Here is a 17546-nt window from a genome sequence, read left to right on the forward strand (position 1 = left end):
GTTAATTTCCTTCAATCACGCTCTTCTTAGGCTTAGATGCCATACTCCAAGCAGCATAGGCCAAGCCGCCCATAATGATCATTGACAGGCCAACGGCCAAGCTTATGTTGACGTCGGGCGTCCACCCTAGATAGCTCGCCGACAAAAGGGCAAAGCCACCAACGCACGCAGAAATTAGACCCAGACGTGCAGCCCGTTGCGCGAGCAATGCGCCAGCTACGCAAAGGATGCCGACAAGTGTCAGAAGAAGAAAGCTATCGAGATACTTCATTTCTTCAAACGGCATGGATGCAATCGGGAGGTAGTAACCGTACTGGTATATCAATGCGCTAAATACCAGGAAGGCGTTAGTGCCCAAAACGGTGCGTGTGTGGATGCTTGGAGGGTCCAGCTCTTTCACATGACCAAGCAGAGCATTAATCAGAATCATCACCACCAAGGGGGTGCCGAGTCCTGCTAAGACAGCTTTCCAGCCTGCAGGAGAGGTGTCTTCTGCTTCCCAGCTAATAGGAACGACCATATGAGCCGCAGACGACCTGAGAGTGGTGATTTCCTGGGCCATCTGCACCCATCTTGACCGCAGGTTCTGAGATGAAGGAGAGACAAAGTCGGCAATCAGGATGCAATCTGGTGTAAAGAGGGCCTCCATATGCCCCACCAGCGCATCTCCTACCTTGTCAATCTTCGTCTCTTCAACGACCACCGACGCCACGGGATCATGAGGATGAACGGACTTCTCAGCCCATCGTCCTTGTGCCTTTGCCTTGCCCACCATAAAGCCAGCGAACTCATCGACCTTGGCTACGTATGCACTTCGGGATATGTGTCCAACGGGATCGGCGCGGCCGAACGAAAGACTGACAACCATACGTGGATCATCCACATGGCTAAAGACCACTGATCCGTCTTTTTGTTTTTCCGGCGATTTAACTAGACGCGTGTTGAAATACGAACTCGACGCGACCACTTGGTTCACATCGAGCCTACACATCGCCTGAGCGGGAACCATCCCGAATAATATGATAAATACGCCGATTATAAACGCCAACGAATTTTTCATAAAAGAATTACCTCCCGATGCCACTGATGCGACAATTATGCGCCCTCATAAAATCTGAATTTATATTGAAATCTTGTTTTCAGTCTTGCGCAAGCGGCGATTTAAGAGCAATATTTTTTGCGTTTTTAGAGAAGGAAGATCAATGCATTTTAAGCGACCGCCTGCAGAAGCATTCTCCTACAAAAATAAGGCTTCGGGCGTAACTTCAAAGGCGTCGACGCCGAACAATTTGGGCAATAATCAGGGCGATCTTTTTGGCGCGGCTCCCAAACCTGCGTCGACAGGTTTTAGCCGACCGAATTCGTCCTCAGGGTTTGGCCTGAAAAAGTCTCTTCAGCCGGAGCAGCATGAGGACATCTCGTTGCCGCAAGCACCAGTCGCAAAAGTGCATGCTTCTCAACCTGTAGCTCCTGCCGAACCTACTTTACAGGAAGTGGTTGGTAGGGTTGAGCGTGTGATCTATGAGACGTCTGACGGTTACGCCGTTTATAGCGTCAAAATCGACGGTGGAAAATCTACGACCGTTGCGGTGACCAGCAACATCAAAGCCAAGCGCGGTGACCGCATTGTCGCAAAAGGACAGTGGTCTCAGTACAAGGGCAAGGAAACTTTCAAAGCCGCGATTTTCATGATGGAAATCGCGAAAGGGGCGAAAGGTGTCGTAGCCTGGCTTAAGATGGGTTCTGTTCCTGGCGTCGGCAAATCGACAGCCGAAAAGATCGCAAAGTTCTTTGGCGATGCCATTCTAGAGGCCGTTGTAGACCCGAACGAACTCGTGAAATCGGGCATTCCTATGCGTCGAGCTGAGGCGATTGCGGAAGCTTGGAACAGCAACGCAGCCCAACCTGAACTGATCGAATTCCTTGGCCGCTTCGGGCTTGGCGAAATGACCATTGCCAAGATCATCAAACGCTACGGTGCGGCAGCTCGGCGTGTGATCCAGACGCGACCATGGGAACTCGCTGAGACCATCGATGGTATTGGATTTGCCACAGCAGACGAAATTGCTCTCGATGCAGGACACGCCAAGGATAGCCCTGCTCGTCTCAATTCAGGTGTTCGCTACGCGCTCGACCAGAAGACAGGTCGAGAAGGACATTGTGGACTGACTATGGAAGCTCTCGTTGGCGAGGCTCGACGCCTGTTGCAGGTCGATGAGGCACTGATCGAGGAAGCGATCATCACCGTCGTCAAAGAAGGCGGCATCGTCGATGACAAGGTGACAGGCCTCCTCTACACCGAAGGCCTCTACCAAGCCGAAAGCAGGCTCGCCAAGCGTCTGCTGGACATGGTGAAAAGCGGACCTCGCATCCCTGAAGAACTCGCTCGCAAGGTCGTTGAAGAAGCTGTGGTCGAGCTGAAGGTCAATCGCGATGACAGCCAGGTCAACGCGGCCGTGATGGCTGTCATGAATCCAATTTCGATCATCACGGGTGGCCCAGGCACTGGTAAGTCGACAACCCAGAAAGTCATTGTCCACGCCATCGAAAAGCTGGAGCAAGAAACCATTCTTGCCGCTCCCACTGGCCGTGCAGCAAAGCGCCTGTATGAGGCCTCAGGGCATCCGGCAAGCACCTGTCACCGCCTTCTTAGCTTTTCAGCAGACAAAGGCGGCTTCGAATACGATGCATCCAATCCGTTCCCAGAAGATCGTATCATCATCGACGAATTTTCGATGGTCGATATTCGACTCGGACAAGCATTTATGGATGCCGTATCAGTGCATGCAGCCGTAACCATTGTCGGCGACGTCGACCAGCTCCCGTCAGTGGGTGCTGGTCAGGTGCTGCGCGATCTGATTGAGTCCGGCGTCATCCCTGTTGCTCGCCTGCAGACAGTTCATCGTCAGTCGGGTGACAGCGGGATCGTCGTCGCGGCGGCTAACATCAATGCTGGCGAACATCCTCTCAATGGCCGGGATGACTTGAACGGCTTCGAAGTGTTTTCAGATGCCAAGGCTGTTGGAGATCCCGAATCTTTCGCAAAAACTGTCGTGGATTTCATGTCGGTCAAAGTGAAAGAGCTTGGTTTTGATCCCATTTCGGATGTGCAGGTTCTATCGCCTATGCGCGTTGGCGATCTGGGCATCCTCGCTTTGAACCAGAAGCTCAAGGAGGCTCTAAATCCATCGAGCAACGCTAAGACCGTGGAAATTCGCAAACGTGAGTTCTCGGTCGGCGACCGTGTCATGCACCTGAAAAACGACTATGTGAAAAAGGTCTATAACGGTGAAGTAGGGACGATCCTGCGCGTCGGCAAACGCCCGAACAAAGACAACAATGAAGAACCATATCTGGTTGTCGATTATTCAGGTTTCGAAGCCTTCTACGGCCCTGACGACATTCATGACATCGAACTGGCATGGGCCGCTACGGTCCATAAAAGTCAAGGGTGTGAATTTCCAGTCGTCATCTTCGTTTGCCCATGGGCGCACAAGCACATGCTGACACGCAACCTGATCTACACCGCCGTGACGCGCGCCAAGAAGCTCTGCATTGTTGTCGGCCACGATCAGGCTGTCTTACACTCTGTAAGGACGACCGAGGCCAACGAACGCTTTACGGGCTTGTCTGCGCGTCTAAAAGAAGGCAAACAGGCAGCCTGAATTCAAAAATGCAAATGGCAGCGCTACAATAGATGAAATCGTGAGGTAAGGTTCCATGATTCATCTATTGAATGCGCCTATTGCGCCACAGAACAAGTCTGAAAACATTGACGCGAGAAGCAGTCTTTTCGCGCCTGAAATCATTCATTCCGTTACATCGGACGACGGACGCATCTGGGGACCATTCACCTCATTAGAAGCATCGAAGAACTGGATCAAATTCTACTCGACTCATCGGCATAGGATTTTCACCGCGCGCGATCTATACGAAGGCGCAATTCAGGGCGATGGAATGTCGCTAATATCAGCATCCGCTTTCGAATTTGGCACCCACCCTTTCACCGAGATCTATGACTTCTTAGAACGCCATGACAACGGGCGCGTTTTTCTCGATTTACCGTCCAGTAGCAAAGCTGTAGCAGCCAACACGGTTGTCTTGGTTGACAGACCCATGCCTGGTCATCGCATTCGGCACTTACCAAGCCCTATTACCCCTCCAGAATACGCAAACATTCGCTTTGGCATAAAGATGTCCATACCCGCCAAGGATCGGGGTGAGATAGTCATCTTCGAGGATGACAAAAATATACTCGTTGGATGGAGGCCAGACACCCGACACACGCGAGACATCAAGGTTCTAAGTCAGCACGACTTCATGGAAGCGGCTGAATTAGAAGCCAGACAGATAGCCAAACGATTTGATCCTCCGGCTCGGGCAAAGTCGAACCGTATTCGCGATTACCAACGTGAGTTGGTCTATCGGTGGGAATGGACGTTTGATTACAGAAATGAGCAATTCAATACGATTGATGAATGTAGAGCTTACGCCGATCAGGTTTGCGAGGAGTTAGGCGTCAAAGAAGTACCGATCAAAGAAGGGCCATCGAATTTAGAAAGCCATAGCTACTTCTCTGCGACCAAAGGAATAGTGCTCGCCAGCCACATGATGAACAGTGGCACCATAATCCATGAACTCGCTCACTATGTAGTGAAATTATATCGAAAAGTTCGTGAAGCTTCGCATGGACCGACATTTGTCGGAACACTTGCGGCTATGTACGCCAAATTCTTGGATGCCGATCTGGATGAGGCTTTCCTGTATGCTCGAAATCTCGGAATTGATTGCGATGAGGAAAAGGGAAGGGAGCTTTTCGAAAAGCTGGAGGAAAAGTCTTCATTCAAACCTTAGGAGTTTAGATATATTCAAAAAGATTGACTACGATTGACGAAAGGATCGGTCAATTCACATGCATCAGAAATTCAAAACTTCAGACCATATTACTGATTACGCAATCGGCGACGTCCACGGCTGTGTTGAGCAGCTCAGGATCGCACTCGATTGGTGCGCCGCCGACGCTTTACAAAGCGGAACCAGAGGCAGAGTGCATTTGCTTGGTGACTACGTTGACCGAGGCCCAAGCTCCAGAGAAGTCATAGACCTCTTGATTGCAGGACCTCAAGAAAGTCACATGTCCTGGCATCCCATCAAGGGGAATCATGACGACATGTTCTCGTCTGTTTGGTTCGACCCTTCACACAATCTGGCAACAGCGTGGTGGGAGCATGGTGGGCAACAAACTCTGCAGAGTTACGGCTGGAACCCGCTCTACAACCCGATCCCAGATACCCTGGATGAGTTTGTTCCAGAGGAACATGCTGAATTCCTGCGGTCGCTTCCCATGACGGCGGAAACTGACACGCACATCTACGTCCATGCTGGGCTAAGGCCAGGCGTCGATCTGGAGAAGCAGTCGCTCCATGACATGATGTGGATCAGAGGTGAGTTCAATCGCTCGTGTCATGACTTCGGAAAAGTCGTCGTATACGGCCACACGCCCGACAAGAAGAACCCTTGCGACCATGGGAACAGGATCGCGATGGACAGCGGTTGTTTCGGTAGCGGCGTACTGTCGGTCGTCGCGTTCGACGATAGCGGGCGCAGCCTTCGCTTCCAAACCATAACCCTTGAGAGCACGGTCGAGAACGTAGCTTCACCAAAGCCCTGATAGTTTGCGAGCCTGTCAAACTATCAGGTTGGTATGCCCCATCCACCTAGGTAGCATGCACTCCGACCATCCTAACTCTCATCGAGAGAAAACGCAGAGTTTGTCAGTCACACAAACTGATAGTTTGGCAGACAAACAAAAAGTGGCCCGAAGGCCACCTTTCTCTTCCATGCTGGAGCCGTTTAGCCTGGACGGCCAAACCCACCTGGGCGACCAAACCCGCCACCCATCGGACGGCCAAAGCCAGTTGGCTTTGGAGCTGGGGCAGGAGATGGCTTAACGGATACTTCAGGAGCCTCCTCTTCGGACGGAGCTGCAGGCTCATCATCAAGCACGTCCGACTGGCTTTCATCCAAGCCTTCCTCGGCTTCGTCAGCAGCAGGCGCGTCTTCAGCTAACGGCTCATCGTCAACCACTTCACCGAAAACGTAATCGTCTTCGTCAGCTGGTGCTTCTTGGCCAACGCCAGATACCTCAGCAACCTCCTCGTGAGCAGCCTCCTCCTTAGGGGCGTCACCAGCGAACTGCATCGCGTCTTCAACGCGGTTCATTGAAGAGAACTTCTTCAAAGCAGATGCCTCAGGCGTCGCAGGCGACTCTTCAGTCGAGGGGACGTCGAAATCGTCCGGAAGTTCGTCATACTTATTGAGGCTTTCAACGATCTCCGAAACTTCATCGATCATGTTACAGGTACGACCCGCTTGCGCGAGCAACTCACGATAAGCAGAACGGAAGTCGCCTTCTGCACGGAACGCTTCAGCACGATGAAACGCAGCCAAAGAATCCTGGCGAATTTTCTGGAGTTCAAGAGCAGGGCCGAGGAGGAACTGAAACTGATCGATCTCAAAATATCGATAAGTAAACTTCTGCCCTTCCTTCTCATACTCTTTGCCATTTTTCCAGTCACCGTGGAGGTCGATGGTAACACTGCGCTCTGACAGGTCCGTCTTTGGATCGACAATTTTATAAAGGCTTTTCAATATATTTTCAGCCGTAAAACCATACGCAATCGCATTGCTTGGACGGCCATTCTTATCGACCCCTTTAAGACGAACCTGAGTGCGGCCATTAGAGACAACACTCTGATTGACTGACTTAAGCTCTAGGAGTAATCGCATACCCACAATCTCCATATCAAAAAATGCTCGATTTCATTCATAGTCGTCGTTATTTTTGCAAGGAACCAGAACGCCATTGCCGATCAAAAGGTCGAAAATTTAACACAGCTATTGCGACGAGACGGCCGTGGTGGTTTCATAAATAATAATCTTCAGAGAGGAATTAGTTATGATCAAAACCGCCACCCTGTCTGCCACAATTATTTTGGGGACGGTTTACGCGTCTGCGGCCCAGCAAAGCTTTTATGATTGGTCCGTGGTTTCAGAGAACGGGGCATGCTGGGCAAGCACGATGCCACATCAAAGTGAGAGCACCTTTGAAAATAGAGCCACTCCATATCTATCAATCCAGAACCATCCATCTGAGGGCGTGAGAGGCTCGATAGCAGTCACCAATGGCGGCGTTGATGCCAGCCAAATGAAGGCGGTCATCGACGTAGACGGCAAGCAATTCGCCACTCTCACCTATGCGGAAGCTGCTTTCGTCGGGACGGGTAAACCGGAAGCGAACCTTACTGCCGCCATGCTACGCGGGAAAGAGTTTAAAATTACTTGGACGGACAAAGACGGGAAAAGCGCCGAAGACAGATATAGTCTGTCAGGATTTTCAGCGGCAAAGAACGAAATTGACCAAAACTGCAAATAAGAAAACCTTTTTAACGAAAAGGCCAGCGAGAGGATTTCTAGCTGGCCTTTTTTATTTCACGTTTGGGTAGGGAACTTATTTTTCAGGCGCAGTCGGCCCAGCTGCTTTTACGAGGACTGAGAAATTCTCAGGGGAAATAAAGCCGTCAAACTTCTCGCCGTTGATGAAGAAGGTCGGAGTCGAGGCTACTCCATTATCAATCGCCTTCGTCATGCCATTTACAATTTCATTGGCTAATTCTGAATTCGAAGCACACTTCAGCATTTCAGCTGCATCAATCCGGTCACCAAATTTCGATTGAAGAACTGGAACCATTTTCTTGATGTCTGGTGCCCAGACAGCAACCTGATCGAACAGTGTGGAAACAACCTCAAATCGAATATCTTCAGAAGCACAGGAGGCCGCGAGGGACCCAGCCAATGCGGATTGATCGAGCGGAAGATGGCGATAAATCAGCTTTGCCTGTCCCGTATCGACCAACTGCTCTTTGAAAGAGGGCATCGTTTCCTTATGAAAACGGCCGCAATGAGGACAAGTTAACGAAGCGTACTCTACGACGGTGATCGGAGCAGAAGGATTACCCACTACAATGTCGTGAGGCATTGGGGCATACGGGTCCCACTTGTCATCGGCAGCCATAGCTACCGAAATAAGAGAACCAAGCGCCACCAGAACCGACAAAGCTAACTTTCGCACATTATTCTCCTGCTTTAGCGAGGCGGGCTTGCTCATTGGCAAGTTTGTCGCATCGCTCGTTTAATTCAATACCCACATGGCCACGAACGTGCATCCATTTAACCTTGCGGTTGGAGACTTCGCGATCAAGTCGCTGCCAGAGTTCAAGATTTTTAACTGGCTCGCCGTCAGCTTTTTTCCAACCGCGACGCTTCCAACCAAAAATCCACGACGTCATGCCATCAACGACGTACTTTGAATCCGTGCAAACTGTGACCTCAACCCCCAAAGGGAGTTGAGCCAATCCTTCTGCGGCCGCAACCATCTCCATGCGCTGATTAGTGGAACGTTTCTCGCGACCAGTTACGACCGCGAGTTCCTTTCCATCGGGATCAAACGCAATGGCAGCATATCCGCCTGCACCGGGGTTCCCAAGACAGGAACCATCGGACCAGACCTGAAATCCAGCTATGCCATTATTCATCCGAACCGCCGTCATCTGACGTATCGCCAGTCAGCAGAGATTCGGAAATTTCATCCTGGTCGCCGCGAATCTTTGCCTCGATTTCATCCGCGACTTCGGGGTTGTCACGCAGATACTGCTTGGCATTTTCACGACCCTGGCCGAGGCGCTGCGAATTATACGAGAACCACGCACCCGACTTTTCCACGAGACCAGCCTTCAGCCCGAGGTCAATGAGTTCGCCCACCTTGGAAACTCCTTCGCCGTACAGGATGTCGAATTCAACCTGCTTGAACGGAGCTGCCAGCTTGTTCTTGACGACCTTTACCTTGGTCTGGTTGCCGACCACCTCGTCGCGATCCTTGATCGAGCCAATGCGGCGAATATCGAGACGAACCGATGCATAAAACTTCAGCGCGTTGCCGCCAGTCGTGGTTTCCGGAGAACCGAACATAACGCCGATCTTCATGCGGATCTGGTTGATGAAGATGACCATGCAGTTCGAACGCGAGATCGAAGCGGTGAGCTTGCGTAACGCCTGGCTCATCAGACGCGCTTGCAGACCTGGCAAGGAGTCACCCATTTCGCCTTCGATTTCAGCCTTCGGGACGAGAGCGGCAACTGAGTCGACAACAAGAACATCGACCGCACCGGAGCGCACCAGAGTGTCGGTGATTTCCAGAGCCTGTTCGCCAGTGTCCGGCTGAGAAACCAGAAGATTTTCCAGGTCAACGCCAAGCTTGCGGGCATAGATTGGATCGAGGGCATGTTCTGCGTCAACGAATGCGCAGGTGCCGCCGTTCTTCTGGGCCTCAGCAATCGTGTGCAGCGCAAGCGTGGTCTTACCGGAACTTTCAGGGCCATAAATTTCGATGATACGGCCGCGAGGGAAACCACCGATGCCAAGCGCGATGTCGAGTGAGAGCGAACCTGTCGACACCACTTCTGTTTCAACCTTGGAATTTGCACCAAGGGTCATAATGGACCCCTTGCCATGCGCACGCTCGATCTGCGCGAGGGCGCTTTCGAGGCTCTTTCGACGTGCGTCGATGTCGCCGCCATTTTCAATGGGATTAAGCTTCTTTGTCATTAAATGCTCCGTTGCAAGGAATATTCACGGGAATATTCATTGGATAAAAATGTTGACACACATCAGAAAGACGCGCAACAAAAAAGCACGAGCTATCCAGAAGATAGCCCGTGCCACGTTATCTAAGCAAAATTATCGACCGAATTTTGGCAGGTCACTGCCGTATTCGGTCTCTTGGTCTTGCTTGTCCTCCAGCTTGTTCTCAAATTCAACGATATTTCCGCGATGGTCATAGTGCTTCAGAGAACCGTCTTCGAGAATTTCGGTATATCCTTCGACGACACCATGAACGTTTTCGCGCTCATAGCGGCCCGCAGGCATATCATTAAACTGAATCTGGGTAGCTTCGTCAAAATCCCGATCATATACAATGAATTCGTTCGAAGTCTCAGCATACATACGGATGCTCAGATTACGCGTAGATTCATAGTTTTCTTCGAGTTCCTCGCCGAAATCACCGAACGAGCTGACATTTGGATCGCTTGTCTTGGCTGCAAATGGCTCTGGCTCCTTACGCAAGAACTGTGACAGATCAAATTCCTGAGTGCTTTCCTGCGTTTTGCCATCAAGGGAAGCTTCGCGCGCTTGCTTCGACTTGATCTTGCTTTCGATGGTTTCTACAAGACCCAAACCTCCGAACGCGGTAGCCAAGGCATCGTGCTTAAGACCTGAATGGACCACCTCGGCCTTCAAGGACTCCATTTTCTTCAAGAAGGGAAGACCTGGAACTCGGCGTCCATTGATCGTGCCATCATCAGTTGGGAGTATGAGTTCTACACCCTGTTGCTTCGCAGCCGCTACGATCTCATGCATGGTCCGGCGATCATTCTGGTCGGCGAAGACCTTACCAACATAAGCCTGCCCCTTGGAGACGGAGTAGCCGATGTTCCCGCGAGAGTTGGACAGGGACATGGACATGCCTTCCCAGCTGCCGAATGCCTTTGCTGGCTCAGCCGTGCCGATTTCGCGGCGCAGATCCCCACGGAGCTTCTCCTCAAGCATATTCCAGTAAGATAGACGCTTGTCGACGGCAGCAGCAGGCGTTGCCGCGCTGGACTTGGTGTCCACAAGCATGTTCATCGGGCCTGGAGGCAACTTCCATGTTTCGAGGCGCAGGAATCGCTCAGAAAGGTATTCCTTGAGTTCAGCGATACTCTCTGGCTTGAACTTGTTTTCGACGAATTCCGAAATGCGTTTGCGCGCATCGTCAATCGTGAAAAGGATCGATGATCTGGCAATCGGCTTGGCATTGGCCTTAAATTTGTCAGCAGACGCGAGGACGCCGAAATTTCCAAACGGATTGTCAATCTTCTTCGTCGCTGCCATCGAAGGTGCAACAAGCGAAGTTGTCCCCATCAAATTTTTCGTCAAGTCGGACAGAGTGCTGGTGAGCCTCTTCAAGAACGAGGCATTTTGTGTTCGGGACATCGCCATCGTTGCCATGTGTCGTCTCCTCCAATAATCATCAATATTCAGGAGATTATGATCACACCAAAGGCAAAGAACTAATGCCGGTGCCTAGAGGCTATTTTCGATGGCAATATTTATATTCCTCTCAGCTAAATATAGAGCCACCCGCCGAGCCACTGCCCAAATGTCATTAAGCGGCTCTTCAAAGAGGACATTTGTGATCTCTCGATCCGTTAAACCATCAATCGAACCAACTTTGAATGTCGTCGTTACGAGCCAAACACGAGTATTACCCGACAGCTCTGGAGTTATCGCAATGTTCTCGGAAGGAATAAGAAGTGCCGACCCATTAATCTGAACGGCTTCAGCTGGCAGGCCGAGTACGGAACACGCAGCAGCCAGCGTTCTTTGAAACCCATTCATTGTTAAATTCTTCAAGGAGAACCTCCTGGGAGCGCATTTTTGATTGCCTTAAAACAATATGATCAACGCTTGCCTTCCACTAATCAAGAGACCGTATTAGCTTGTGAGCCTCAGCCGATTGAATCACACTAAGGCGTGCTTTTGAAAATGGAGAATAGAAATGCCAAGGCATCCTGAATACCAATATCTCGATCTGCTAGAAAATATTCTGGAGAATGGCGACTACCGCATGGATCGTACAGGCGTAGGCACAAAGTCTATTTTTGGGGCAATGATGCGGTTCGATGTATCTGACGGCACTGTGCCGATTCTGACCACAAAGCGCGTCTATTGGAAAACGGCCGTCAAAGAGATGCTTTGGTTCCTTACTGGGCAAACCAACATCCAATCTCTCTTGAGGGAAAACGTAAAAATATGGACCGATTGGCCGCTTGATAAGTACCGAAAAGCGACTGGCGAAGACATCTCCCAGCAGAAATTCGAAGAGCGCATTCTTGCGGACGACAGCTTCGCCGAAAAGTGGGGCGACTTAGGCCCCGTGTATGGAAAGCAGTGGCGCAAATGGAAAGGTGCAGATGGCAAGGAATACGATCAGATCGCTACGGTCATTGAGACGCTGAAGACCAATCCTGCCAGCCGCAGAATGCTGTTCCATGGCTGGAACGTGGCCGAGATTGACGAAATGGCTCTTCCGCCCTGTCACCTTCTCTATCAGTTCCATTCAAGTACGAAAAAGTATACCGACCCAGTTGATGGACGAGAAAAAAGTAAGGTGTCTGCTATGCTTTTTCAAAGGTCCGTCGATATTGGCCTCGGCCTAAAATTTAATTTATGCGGTATTTCGGCGCTATTGATGATGATTGCTCAACAAGCCGACATGATTCCGGGTGAAATAATCTGGTCTGGCGGCGACGTCCATCTTTACTCGAACCACGAAGATATGGCGCGAGAGTTACTGAAGCGCGAGCCTCGCCCGCTTCCCAGAATGAAATTGCTTCGCAAACCAGATTCCATCGACGGGTATCAGATCGAGGACTTCGAGGTAACTGGTTACGATCCTCACCCCGCAATCGCAGCGCCCGTGGCGGTCTGACATGCGCATAACATTGATCGCAGCAGCCGACAACAACTGGGGGATCGGCTTAAAGGGCCACCTCCCATGGCATCACAAAGAAGACCTCAAACACTTCCGAACGAGAACGATGGGGAAGGACCTTCTTCTCGGCCGAACCACCATGGAGACATTGCCTCCGCTGACTGGTAGGCGAGTTCACTCACTTTCGTCCCAAAACGGCGACTTCAGATCGCTTGAGGAAGCTATTTCTCATTTTAAAGAGATACTTGTCGACGAATTAATTATCGCAGGCGGTGCCAAGCTGTATGAATATTCCTTGGGATTCTGCAACTCGGCGGAGATAAGCAGGATTAATGGGATTTACGTTTGCGATACGTTCATGCCAGACTTGCGTTCTAAGATTGGCTGGAAATTGGTCAAAGTCGAAGAAAAAACCCCTAATCTGAAAATTGAATACTGGGAAAACGAATGCATAAAATCGAAATAGAAATCAAAAATCCGTTGCTGAAGGAGCTTGACGCGTTGCCACGGAGGGCAACCGATGGCGCTGCAGGATACGACATCCGATTTTGCGGTTCGAAGCCACTTGAACTGCGAACAGGTGATCGAGTGAAAATCCCACTTGGTTTCGCCATCCACATTGGCAATCCCAATATTGCAGCAGTTCTAATGCCGCGTTCTGGTCTAGGTTCCAAGGGGCTGAGCCTTGCCAACACCATTGGCCTGATCGATTCCGATTACCAAGGTGAAATTGCGGCCGTTCTCGAATGGCATCCTGTCGATGGAGAACCACTCATCGTCCAGCCAGGTGACCGTATCATTCAGATGGTGTTCCTCCCAATCGTTGGAACGGAACTTGCGGAAGTCGAGAAGTTTTCATCCTCCACCGAACGCGGCGAAGGCGGCTACGGCTCCACTGGCGTGAAGTGATCAAGAAGTGAAATGAGCCGCGACGTCGAACTCAGAAAGCGTCGCGGCCATTTTTTGTAGGGCCGCAATCTCAATCTGCCTGACTCGCTCTCGCGTAACGCCCAGATCGGTGGATATATCTTCCAGAGTGCGCGGAGGCTCGGTTAGTTTTCTCTCAAAAATAACCTTCTGCTCTCTCGGCGTCAGGCCCGACATGGCGCGAGCAATTAAACGCTTATATTCTTCTTGAAGCGTCGACTCGACCATCAGGTCTTCAGGATTCGGGCGCTTATCAGCTATCTTTTCCGAATAAGTCTGTCCGGTTTCATCTACCGTCGCCTCAAGGGCTACCAGATTATTCGTCGCGTTGAATGCAGCGTGAGCCTTTTCGCCTTCCAGTTTACCCATCCTAGATTCAAGGAAGGCGCGCGATGGCACATAAACAACGTTCATAGTTCTTGATGCGGCATCCGCAACAAAATTCTCGATCCAATAAAAGCAGTATGTTGAGAACTTCACATTGTAACTGAAATCGAATTTGTCCAGGGCGCGGCAGATACCCAAGCTGCCTTCCTGCGCAAGGTCTCGCATATGTGTTTCATTCTTCGTGTAACGCGCAGCAAATGAGTAGCAAGAGCGCATATACGCCCGAACTATGCGCTCCTTGGAGCGCTCGTTTTGGTGTTGTTGCCAGTCCTTGATGAGCCTTGTTTCTTCATCGGGTTTCAACATAGGCTCCGCCAAGGCAGAATCCCGTGAATGTACCAAAATCACTTCCTTCAATATATTCCACCCACCACAGTGGATCGTGTCGGCTAGTTAAAAGTCAATGATTTTATTTGTCATTCGCAATTATAAATATGTTGGTGTAGCGAATTCCGACATTATTCCTCATCGTAATCGTAGGTTTCATCGGTGTAATTTTGCTCAGCTTCTACGTGTTGCTCAGAATTTTCCTCTGGAACGATTGGCTCAAGCTGCCTGACTTCATTGGCCGTCATAACCTCAAGGACGTCGCCATTCTCATCGATAGCACCCGTTTTTCGGTTCACTCGGACGGTTTCAGCTTCTGCTGGGATTGAGAATTCATCAAACGAAACCGCGCCATCAATTGCATCAGAAACACTTCGCACCAATGGTGCTGCACTCGAACCACCAGCTGCGCCATTATAGAGGGGGCCATGGTCATCCCTTCCAATCCACCCGACGATGACCACCTCAGGGCCGTATGCCGCAAACCATGCGTCGCGAGACTTGTTCGTTGTCCCCGTCTTGCCTGCCAATGGTTTCTTGAAGCCAGCGAAGGCCTTTTGCGCGGTACCAGCTTTGATCACGCCCTCAAGGATCGATGTCATCTTGGCGACGTCCATAGGATCAAATGCACGCTGTCTAACGACATCCTTGCTGGGTAGAAGCTTGGCGTCCACTCGATATCCGCCATTTGCGAAAGAGGAGTAGGCGCTGGCAACTTCAAGCGGTGTCGCCTCGGCAGCGCCTAGAGCCATTGCATATGAGGCATTCGCAGGCATCGTGAACCCAACTCGGGTGGCAACATTGACTATCCGATCCATACCGAGATCATAGAGGAGACGAACGGTCGAGAGATTGCGAGACAACTCCAGTGAGCGACGGAACGTGATCATCCCCATGCCACCAGACGAACCACCGCTCGGCCGCCAGTCTTTCATGCCAGCCCCTTGATCGATTGCTATCGGGCTATCGAGTACCGGAGAGACAGCGTTATATCCCGCTTCGATGGCCGCCATATACACGAACGGCTTGAACACCGACCCAGTCTGACGCTTTGCCTGTGTAGCCCTATCGAATTCGCTCGTTTCGCCGCTGAACCCGCCAGCAAGGCCAAGCACCGATCCATCACGAGGGTCCATAACGACCACAGCCCCTTGAAGCTCAGGCAACTGGACAAGCTCCAACCCCTTGCCGAGATCGGCAAGCAAGACTACGTCGCCTTGTCTGAGAACCGCATTCGCACGCTTCTTGGAGGTTGCCCACGACAGACTCGCACCTTTGATGGTCACCTCGCCGTTTTCCGTGGCTAATGTCGCGTCACGATCAGACTTCAATACGACAGATACGATCCAGTCCTCAGCTCCTTCAGGCTTTGCCAACTGAGGGGAAGACCAATCAATCACACCTGCATATCCTCGCTTTAGAGGTCCACGCCAACCAGATTTGCGATCCTCAAGGACAAGGTGTCGTCGCAATTCAGCATGTGCGGCCCTCTGAACCCGCGAATTGATGGTCGAAACGACCTGCCCGCCACCTTCATAAAGTTGCTTTGCGCCGCGTTCTTGTAACAACTGTCGTCGAACAGCTTCCTGTGCGTACCACATCGCTGGATCGTTCTCAGCAAGAGCAACATCAGGTTTATGGGTCATAATCGGTGCGGAAGAAGCTACCTGCTGTTCCTGAGCCGAAATGAACCCGTTCTCCTGCATCCTGCGAAGCACGTAGTTCCGACGCTCAAGGGCACGACCAGGATTGATAAATGGATTGGCTGCACTTGGTGCTTTAGGAAGGCCTGCCAACATAGCGGCTTCCTCAATGGTCAGCTCGGATAGTTCCTTTCCAAAATAGGTTTCAGCGGCCACAGCCACTCCATAGGCTCCGGAGCCGAAATAAATTTGATTGAGATAGATCTCTAAGACACGATCCTTGCCGACATCGCGATCAACCTTAAGGGCAAGTATGCCCTCCTTGATTTTACGGTCAAAGGTACGCTCAGATGTCAAAAGGACGTTCTTGACCACTTGCTGCGTGATGGTTGAGCCGCCTTCAAGGCGAGAGGAAGGACCTGATTTCAAATTGGACAGAGTCGCGCGGACTATTGCACTGGCATCGACACCGTGATGCTTCCAGTAGTTACCGTCCTCTGCCGCGATGAACGCCGAAATAACCACGTTCGGGATAGCCTTCAATGGAACGAATTTGCGATGTTCTTTGGCATGAACCCCGAGCGTTACTCCATCGCTCGACACGATGGTCGTCCCCTCAGACGGAGACCATGAAATGAGTTGTTTGTGGTCGGGAAGTGTCTGTTCCACCTGCTTGATGTAGGCAATGGAGGTTGAGCCAACCAATACCGCACCAGTCAAACCAAGGACAGAAATCCCTGACATGAATGTCTTTGCCAAACTCATTTCTGATTCGCCTTCTTGTTGGCGCTGAACATAGGAGGAAGGTTAGTAGCCAGTGCAAACAGATAGCTCTTTGTAGGCTGCTTACCCGGCAACAGCGGGACAGGAGAATCCTGGTAGATTTTGCCATACTCAAGAAGCGCATTCACGGCGTCCTGCGCAACATGTCGTGACTTAGCTAAAAGCCCCCAGGCTTGACGAGCCACATTCGCATAATCCCGAGAAAGGCTGGCTCCAACAGTCACCATGACAACCTGGGTGGCAACCATTTCCCACTTGCAGGCCATCACATAGATGTCCTTCATATTGCTTCCGTCAGTGTTATCAAAAGCCCCTTCAAGGCGCGTATATTGATCATGCAATGCGTCCAGCACCGTAGTGATTGTGTCAGGCTGAATTTTCATTGGCTGATGAGAAATCTCACGCCCCCAATGCGAGGCAGCTTTGAGAAGCAAGGCATTCGAAACAGCAAGCGCCGAGCAGCGTTCGACAGCGGACACTGAGCCGATAAAGGCTATTAACTCAGGGGCGATCACAGCAAGCGCGTCCTGCCCTTTGCTCGTTCGCAATTTGGCCAAAGTCGAATTCTCCTGAAACTGTAATTCCATGATGGTTCAGCAATAGCGACTTCGCAACGAATTTTGCTTTGAAATATACCTTTCTCAGTTATTTAGGAAGAATATTTCTAGTCGGTCACCACGTCGCTTGTTCGTATCTGCGAAATCGGCTATGCTATTGAGATAAACGTTAGGAACTTAAAATGTCCGTCACTTTCACAGCACTCAAACGAAAACTTTGGCACTGCGCGTCATAGCGGCAGGATATCCGTTCTCTTTGACCAGAGCCGCGATGTCCTCGCGGCTTTTTAAATGCGCAGTGCGAAACCATCCCTCGAATTCGATGACTTT

General features: G+C 51.0%; 17 protein-coding genes. 7 read left to right on the plus strand and 10 right to left on the minus strand.

The genetic code is table 11. The features are described from left to right. Position 1: 1 nt before the first annotated feature. A complete protein-coding gene (locus QU595_RS14025) occupies positions 2 to 1060 on the minus strand; it encodes a hypothetical protein (protein ID WP_315922936.1) in 1059 nt (352 codons plus the stop codon). 142 nt (positions 1061 to 1202) lie between these two features. Between QU595_RS14025 and QU595_RS14030 the strand changes: the two genes are divergently transcribed. Genes QU595_RS14030 through QU595_RS14040 form a run of 3 tightly spaced genes read left to right on the plus strand, consistent with a single transcriptional unit; the run spans position 1203 to position 5671 of the window. Next, entirely contained in the window at positions 1203 to 3665 is a 2463-nt protein-coding gene (locus QU595_RS14030; protein ID WP_315922938.1) for an ATP-dependent RecD-like DNA helicase, read from the plus strand. Between the two features lie 55 nt (positions 3666 to 3720). Then, the gene (locus tag QU595_RS14035; protein WP_315922940.1) at positions 3721 to 4854 is read left to right on the plus strand and encodes a hypothetical protein; all 1134 of its coding nucleotides are present in this window, start codon (positions 3721 to 3723) and stop codon (positions 4852 to 4854) included. A 58-nt stretch (positions 4855 to 4912) separates the two neighbouring features. Further along, positions 4913 to 5671 (plus strand): metallophosphoesterase family protein, encoded by a 759-nt coding sequence (locus QU595_RS14040; RefSeq protein ID WP_315922942.1) that lies wholly within the window; start codon positions 4913 to 4915, stop codon positions 5669 to 5671. Positions 5672 to 5853: 182 nt separating this feature from the next. Here the strand turns inward: QU595_RS14040 and QU595_RS14045 are convergent, their stop codons facing one another. Further along, entirely contained in the window at positions 5854 to 6789 is a 936-nt protein-coding gene (locus QU595_RS14045) for a hypothetical protein (RefSeq protein ID WP_315922944.1), read from the minus strand. Positions 6790 to 6958: 169 nt separating this feature from the next. Between QU595_RS14045 and QU595_RS14050 the strand changes: the two genes are divergently transcribed. Next, on the plus strand, positions 6959 to 7435 hold the full coding sequence (locus QU595_RS14050; RefSeq protein WP_315922946.1) for a hypothetical protein: 477 nt from the start codon (positions 6959 to 6961) through the stop codon (positions 7433 to 7435). A gap of 75 nt (positions 7436 to 7510) precedes the next feature. Here QU595_RS14050 and QU595_RS14055 read toward each other — a convergent pair whose 3' ends face one another. The 5 genes from QU595_RS14055 to QU595_RS14075 form a co-directional block, all read right to left on the minus strand. Next, positions 7511 to 8167 (minus strand): thioredoxin domain-containing protein, encoded by a 657-nt coding sequence (locus QU595_RS14055; protein WP_315922948.1) that lies wholly within the window; start codon positions 8165 to 8167, stop codon positions 7511 to 7513. Then, a complete protein-coding gene (gene rnhA, locus QU595_RS14060; protein WP_315922950.1) occupies positions 8133 to 8594 on the minus strand; it encodes a ribonuclease HI in 462 nt (153 codons plus the stop codon). Before rnhA ends, QU595_RS14055 begins: the two co-directional genes overlap by 35 nt. After that, entirely contained in the window at positions 8587 to 9663 is a 1077-nt protein-coding gene (gene recA, locus QU595_RS14065; RefSeq protein WP_315922951.1) for a recombinase RecA, read from the minus strand. The genes rnhA and recA overlap by 8 nt, the downstream gene beginning before the upstream one ends. Positions 9664 to 9795: 132 nt before the next feature. Further along, positions 9796 to 11106 (minus strand): hypothetical protein, encoded by a 1311-nt coding sequence (locus QU595_RS14070; RefSeq protein ID WP_315922953.1) that lies wholly within the window; start codon positions 11104 to 11106, stop codon positions 9796 to 9798. A gap of 75 nt (positions 11107 to 11181) precedes the next feature. Then, positions 11182 to 11511 carry a hypothetical protein gene (locus QU595_RS14075; protein ID WP_315922955.1) on the minus strand — a complete coding sequence of 110 codons (330 nt, stop codon included), beginning with the start codon at positions 11509 to 11511 and terminating at the stop codon, positions 11182 to 11184. A gap of 145 nt (positions 11512 to 11656) precedes the next feature. Here QU595_RS14075 and QU595_RS14080 point away from each other — a divergent pair, with 145 nt between their 5' ends. From QU595_RS14080 to dut, 3 genes are read left to right on the plus strand one after another with little or no spacing between them, the layout of a single operon-like run. After that, positions 11657 to 12589 (plus strand): thymidylate synthase, encoded by a 933-nt coding sequence (locus QU595_RS14080; protein ID WP_315922957.1) that lies wholly within the window; start codon positions 11657 to 11659, stop codon positions 12587 to 12589. A 1-nt stretch (position 12590) separates the two neighbouring features. Next, entirely contained in the window at positions 12591 to 13058 is a 468-nt protein-coding gene (locus QU595_RS14085) for a dihydrofolate reductase (protein ID WP_315922959.1), read from the plus strand. Continuing rightward, the gene (gene dut, locus QU595_RS14090) at positions 13040 to 13501 is read left to right on the plus strand and encodes a dUTP diphosphatase (protein ID WP_315922961.1); all 462 of its coding nucleotides are present in this window, start codon (positions 13040 to 13042) and stop codon (positions 13499 to 13501) included. Before QU595_RS14085 ends, dut begins: the two co-directional genes overlap by 19 nt. Here the strand turns inward: dut and QU595_RS14095 are convergent, their stop codons facing one another. From QU595_RS14095 to QU595_RS14105, 3 genes are all read right to left on the minus strand, one after another. Next, complete coding sequence (locus QU595_RS14095; RefSeq protein WP_315922963.1) at positions 13502 to 14209, minus strand: sigma-70 family RNA polymerase sigma factor; 708 nt, start codon at positions 14207 to 14209, stop codon at positions 13502 to 13504. Between the two features lie 155 nt (positions 14210 to 14364). Next, the gene (locus QU595_RS14100; RefSeq protein WP_315922965.1) at positions 14365 to 16641 is read right to left on the minus strand and encodes a penicillin-binding protein 1A; all 2277 of its coding nucleotides are present in this window, start codon (positions 16639 to 16641) and stop codon (positions 14365 to 14367) included. Next, positions 16638 to 17246 carry a hypothetical protein gene (locus QU595_RS14105; protein WP_315922967.1) on the minus strand — a complete coding sequence of 203 codons (609 nt, stop codon included), beginning with the start codon at positions 17244 to 17246 and terminating at the stop codon, positions 16638 to 16640. The genes QU595_RS14100 and QU595_RS14105 overlap by 4 nt, the downstream gene beginning before the upstream one ends. Between the last annotated feature and the right edge of the window lie 300 nt (positions 17247 to 17546).

Origin of the sequence: Mesorhizobium sp. SP-1A (assembly GCF_032460275.1) — a bacterium.
Classification (GTDB): Bacteria; Pseudomonadota; Alphaproteobacteria; order Rhizobiales; family Rhizobiaceae; genus Mesorhizobium.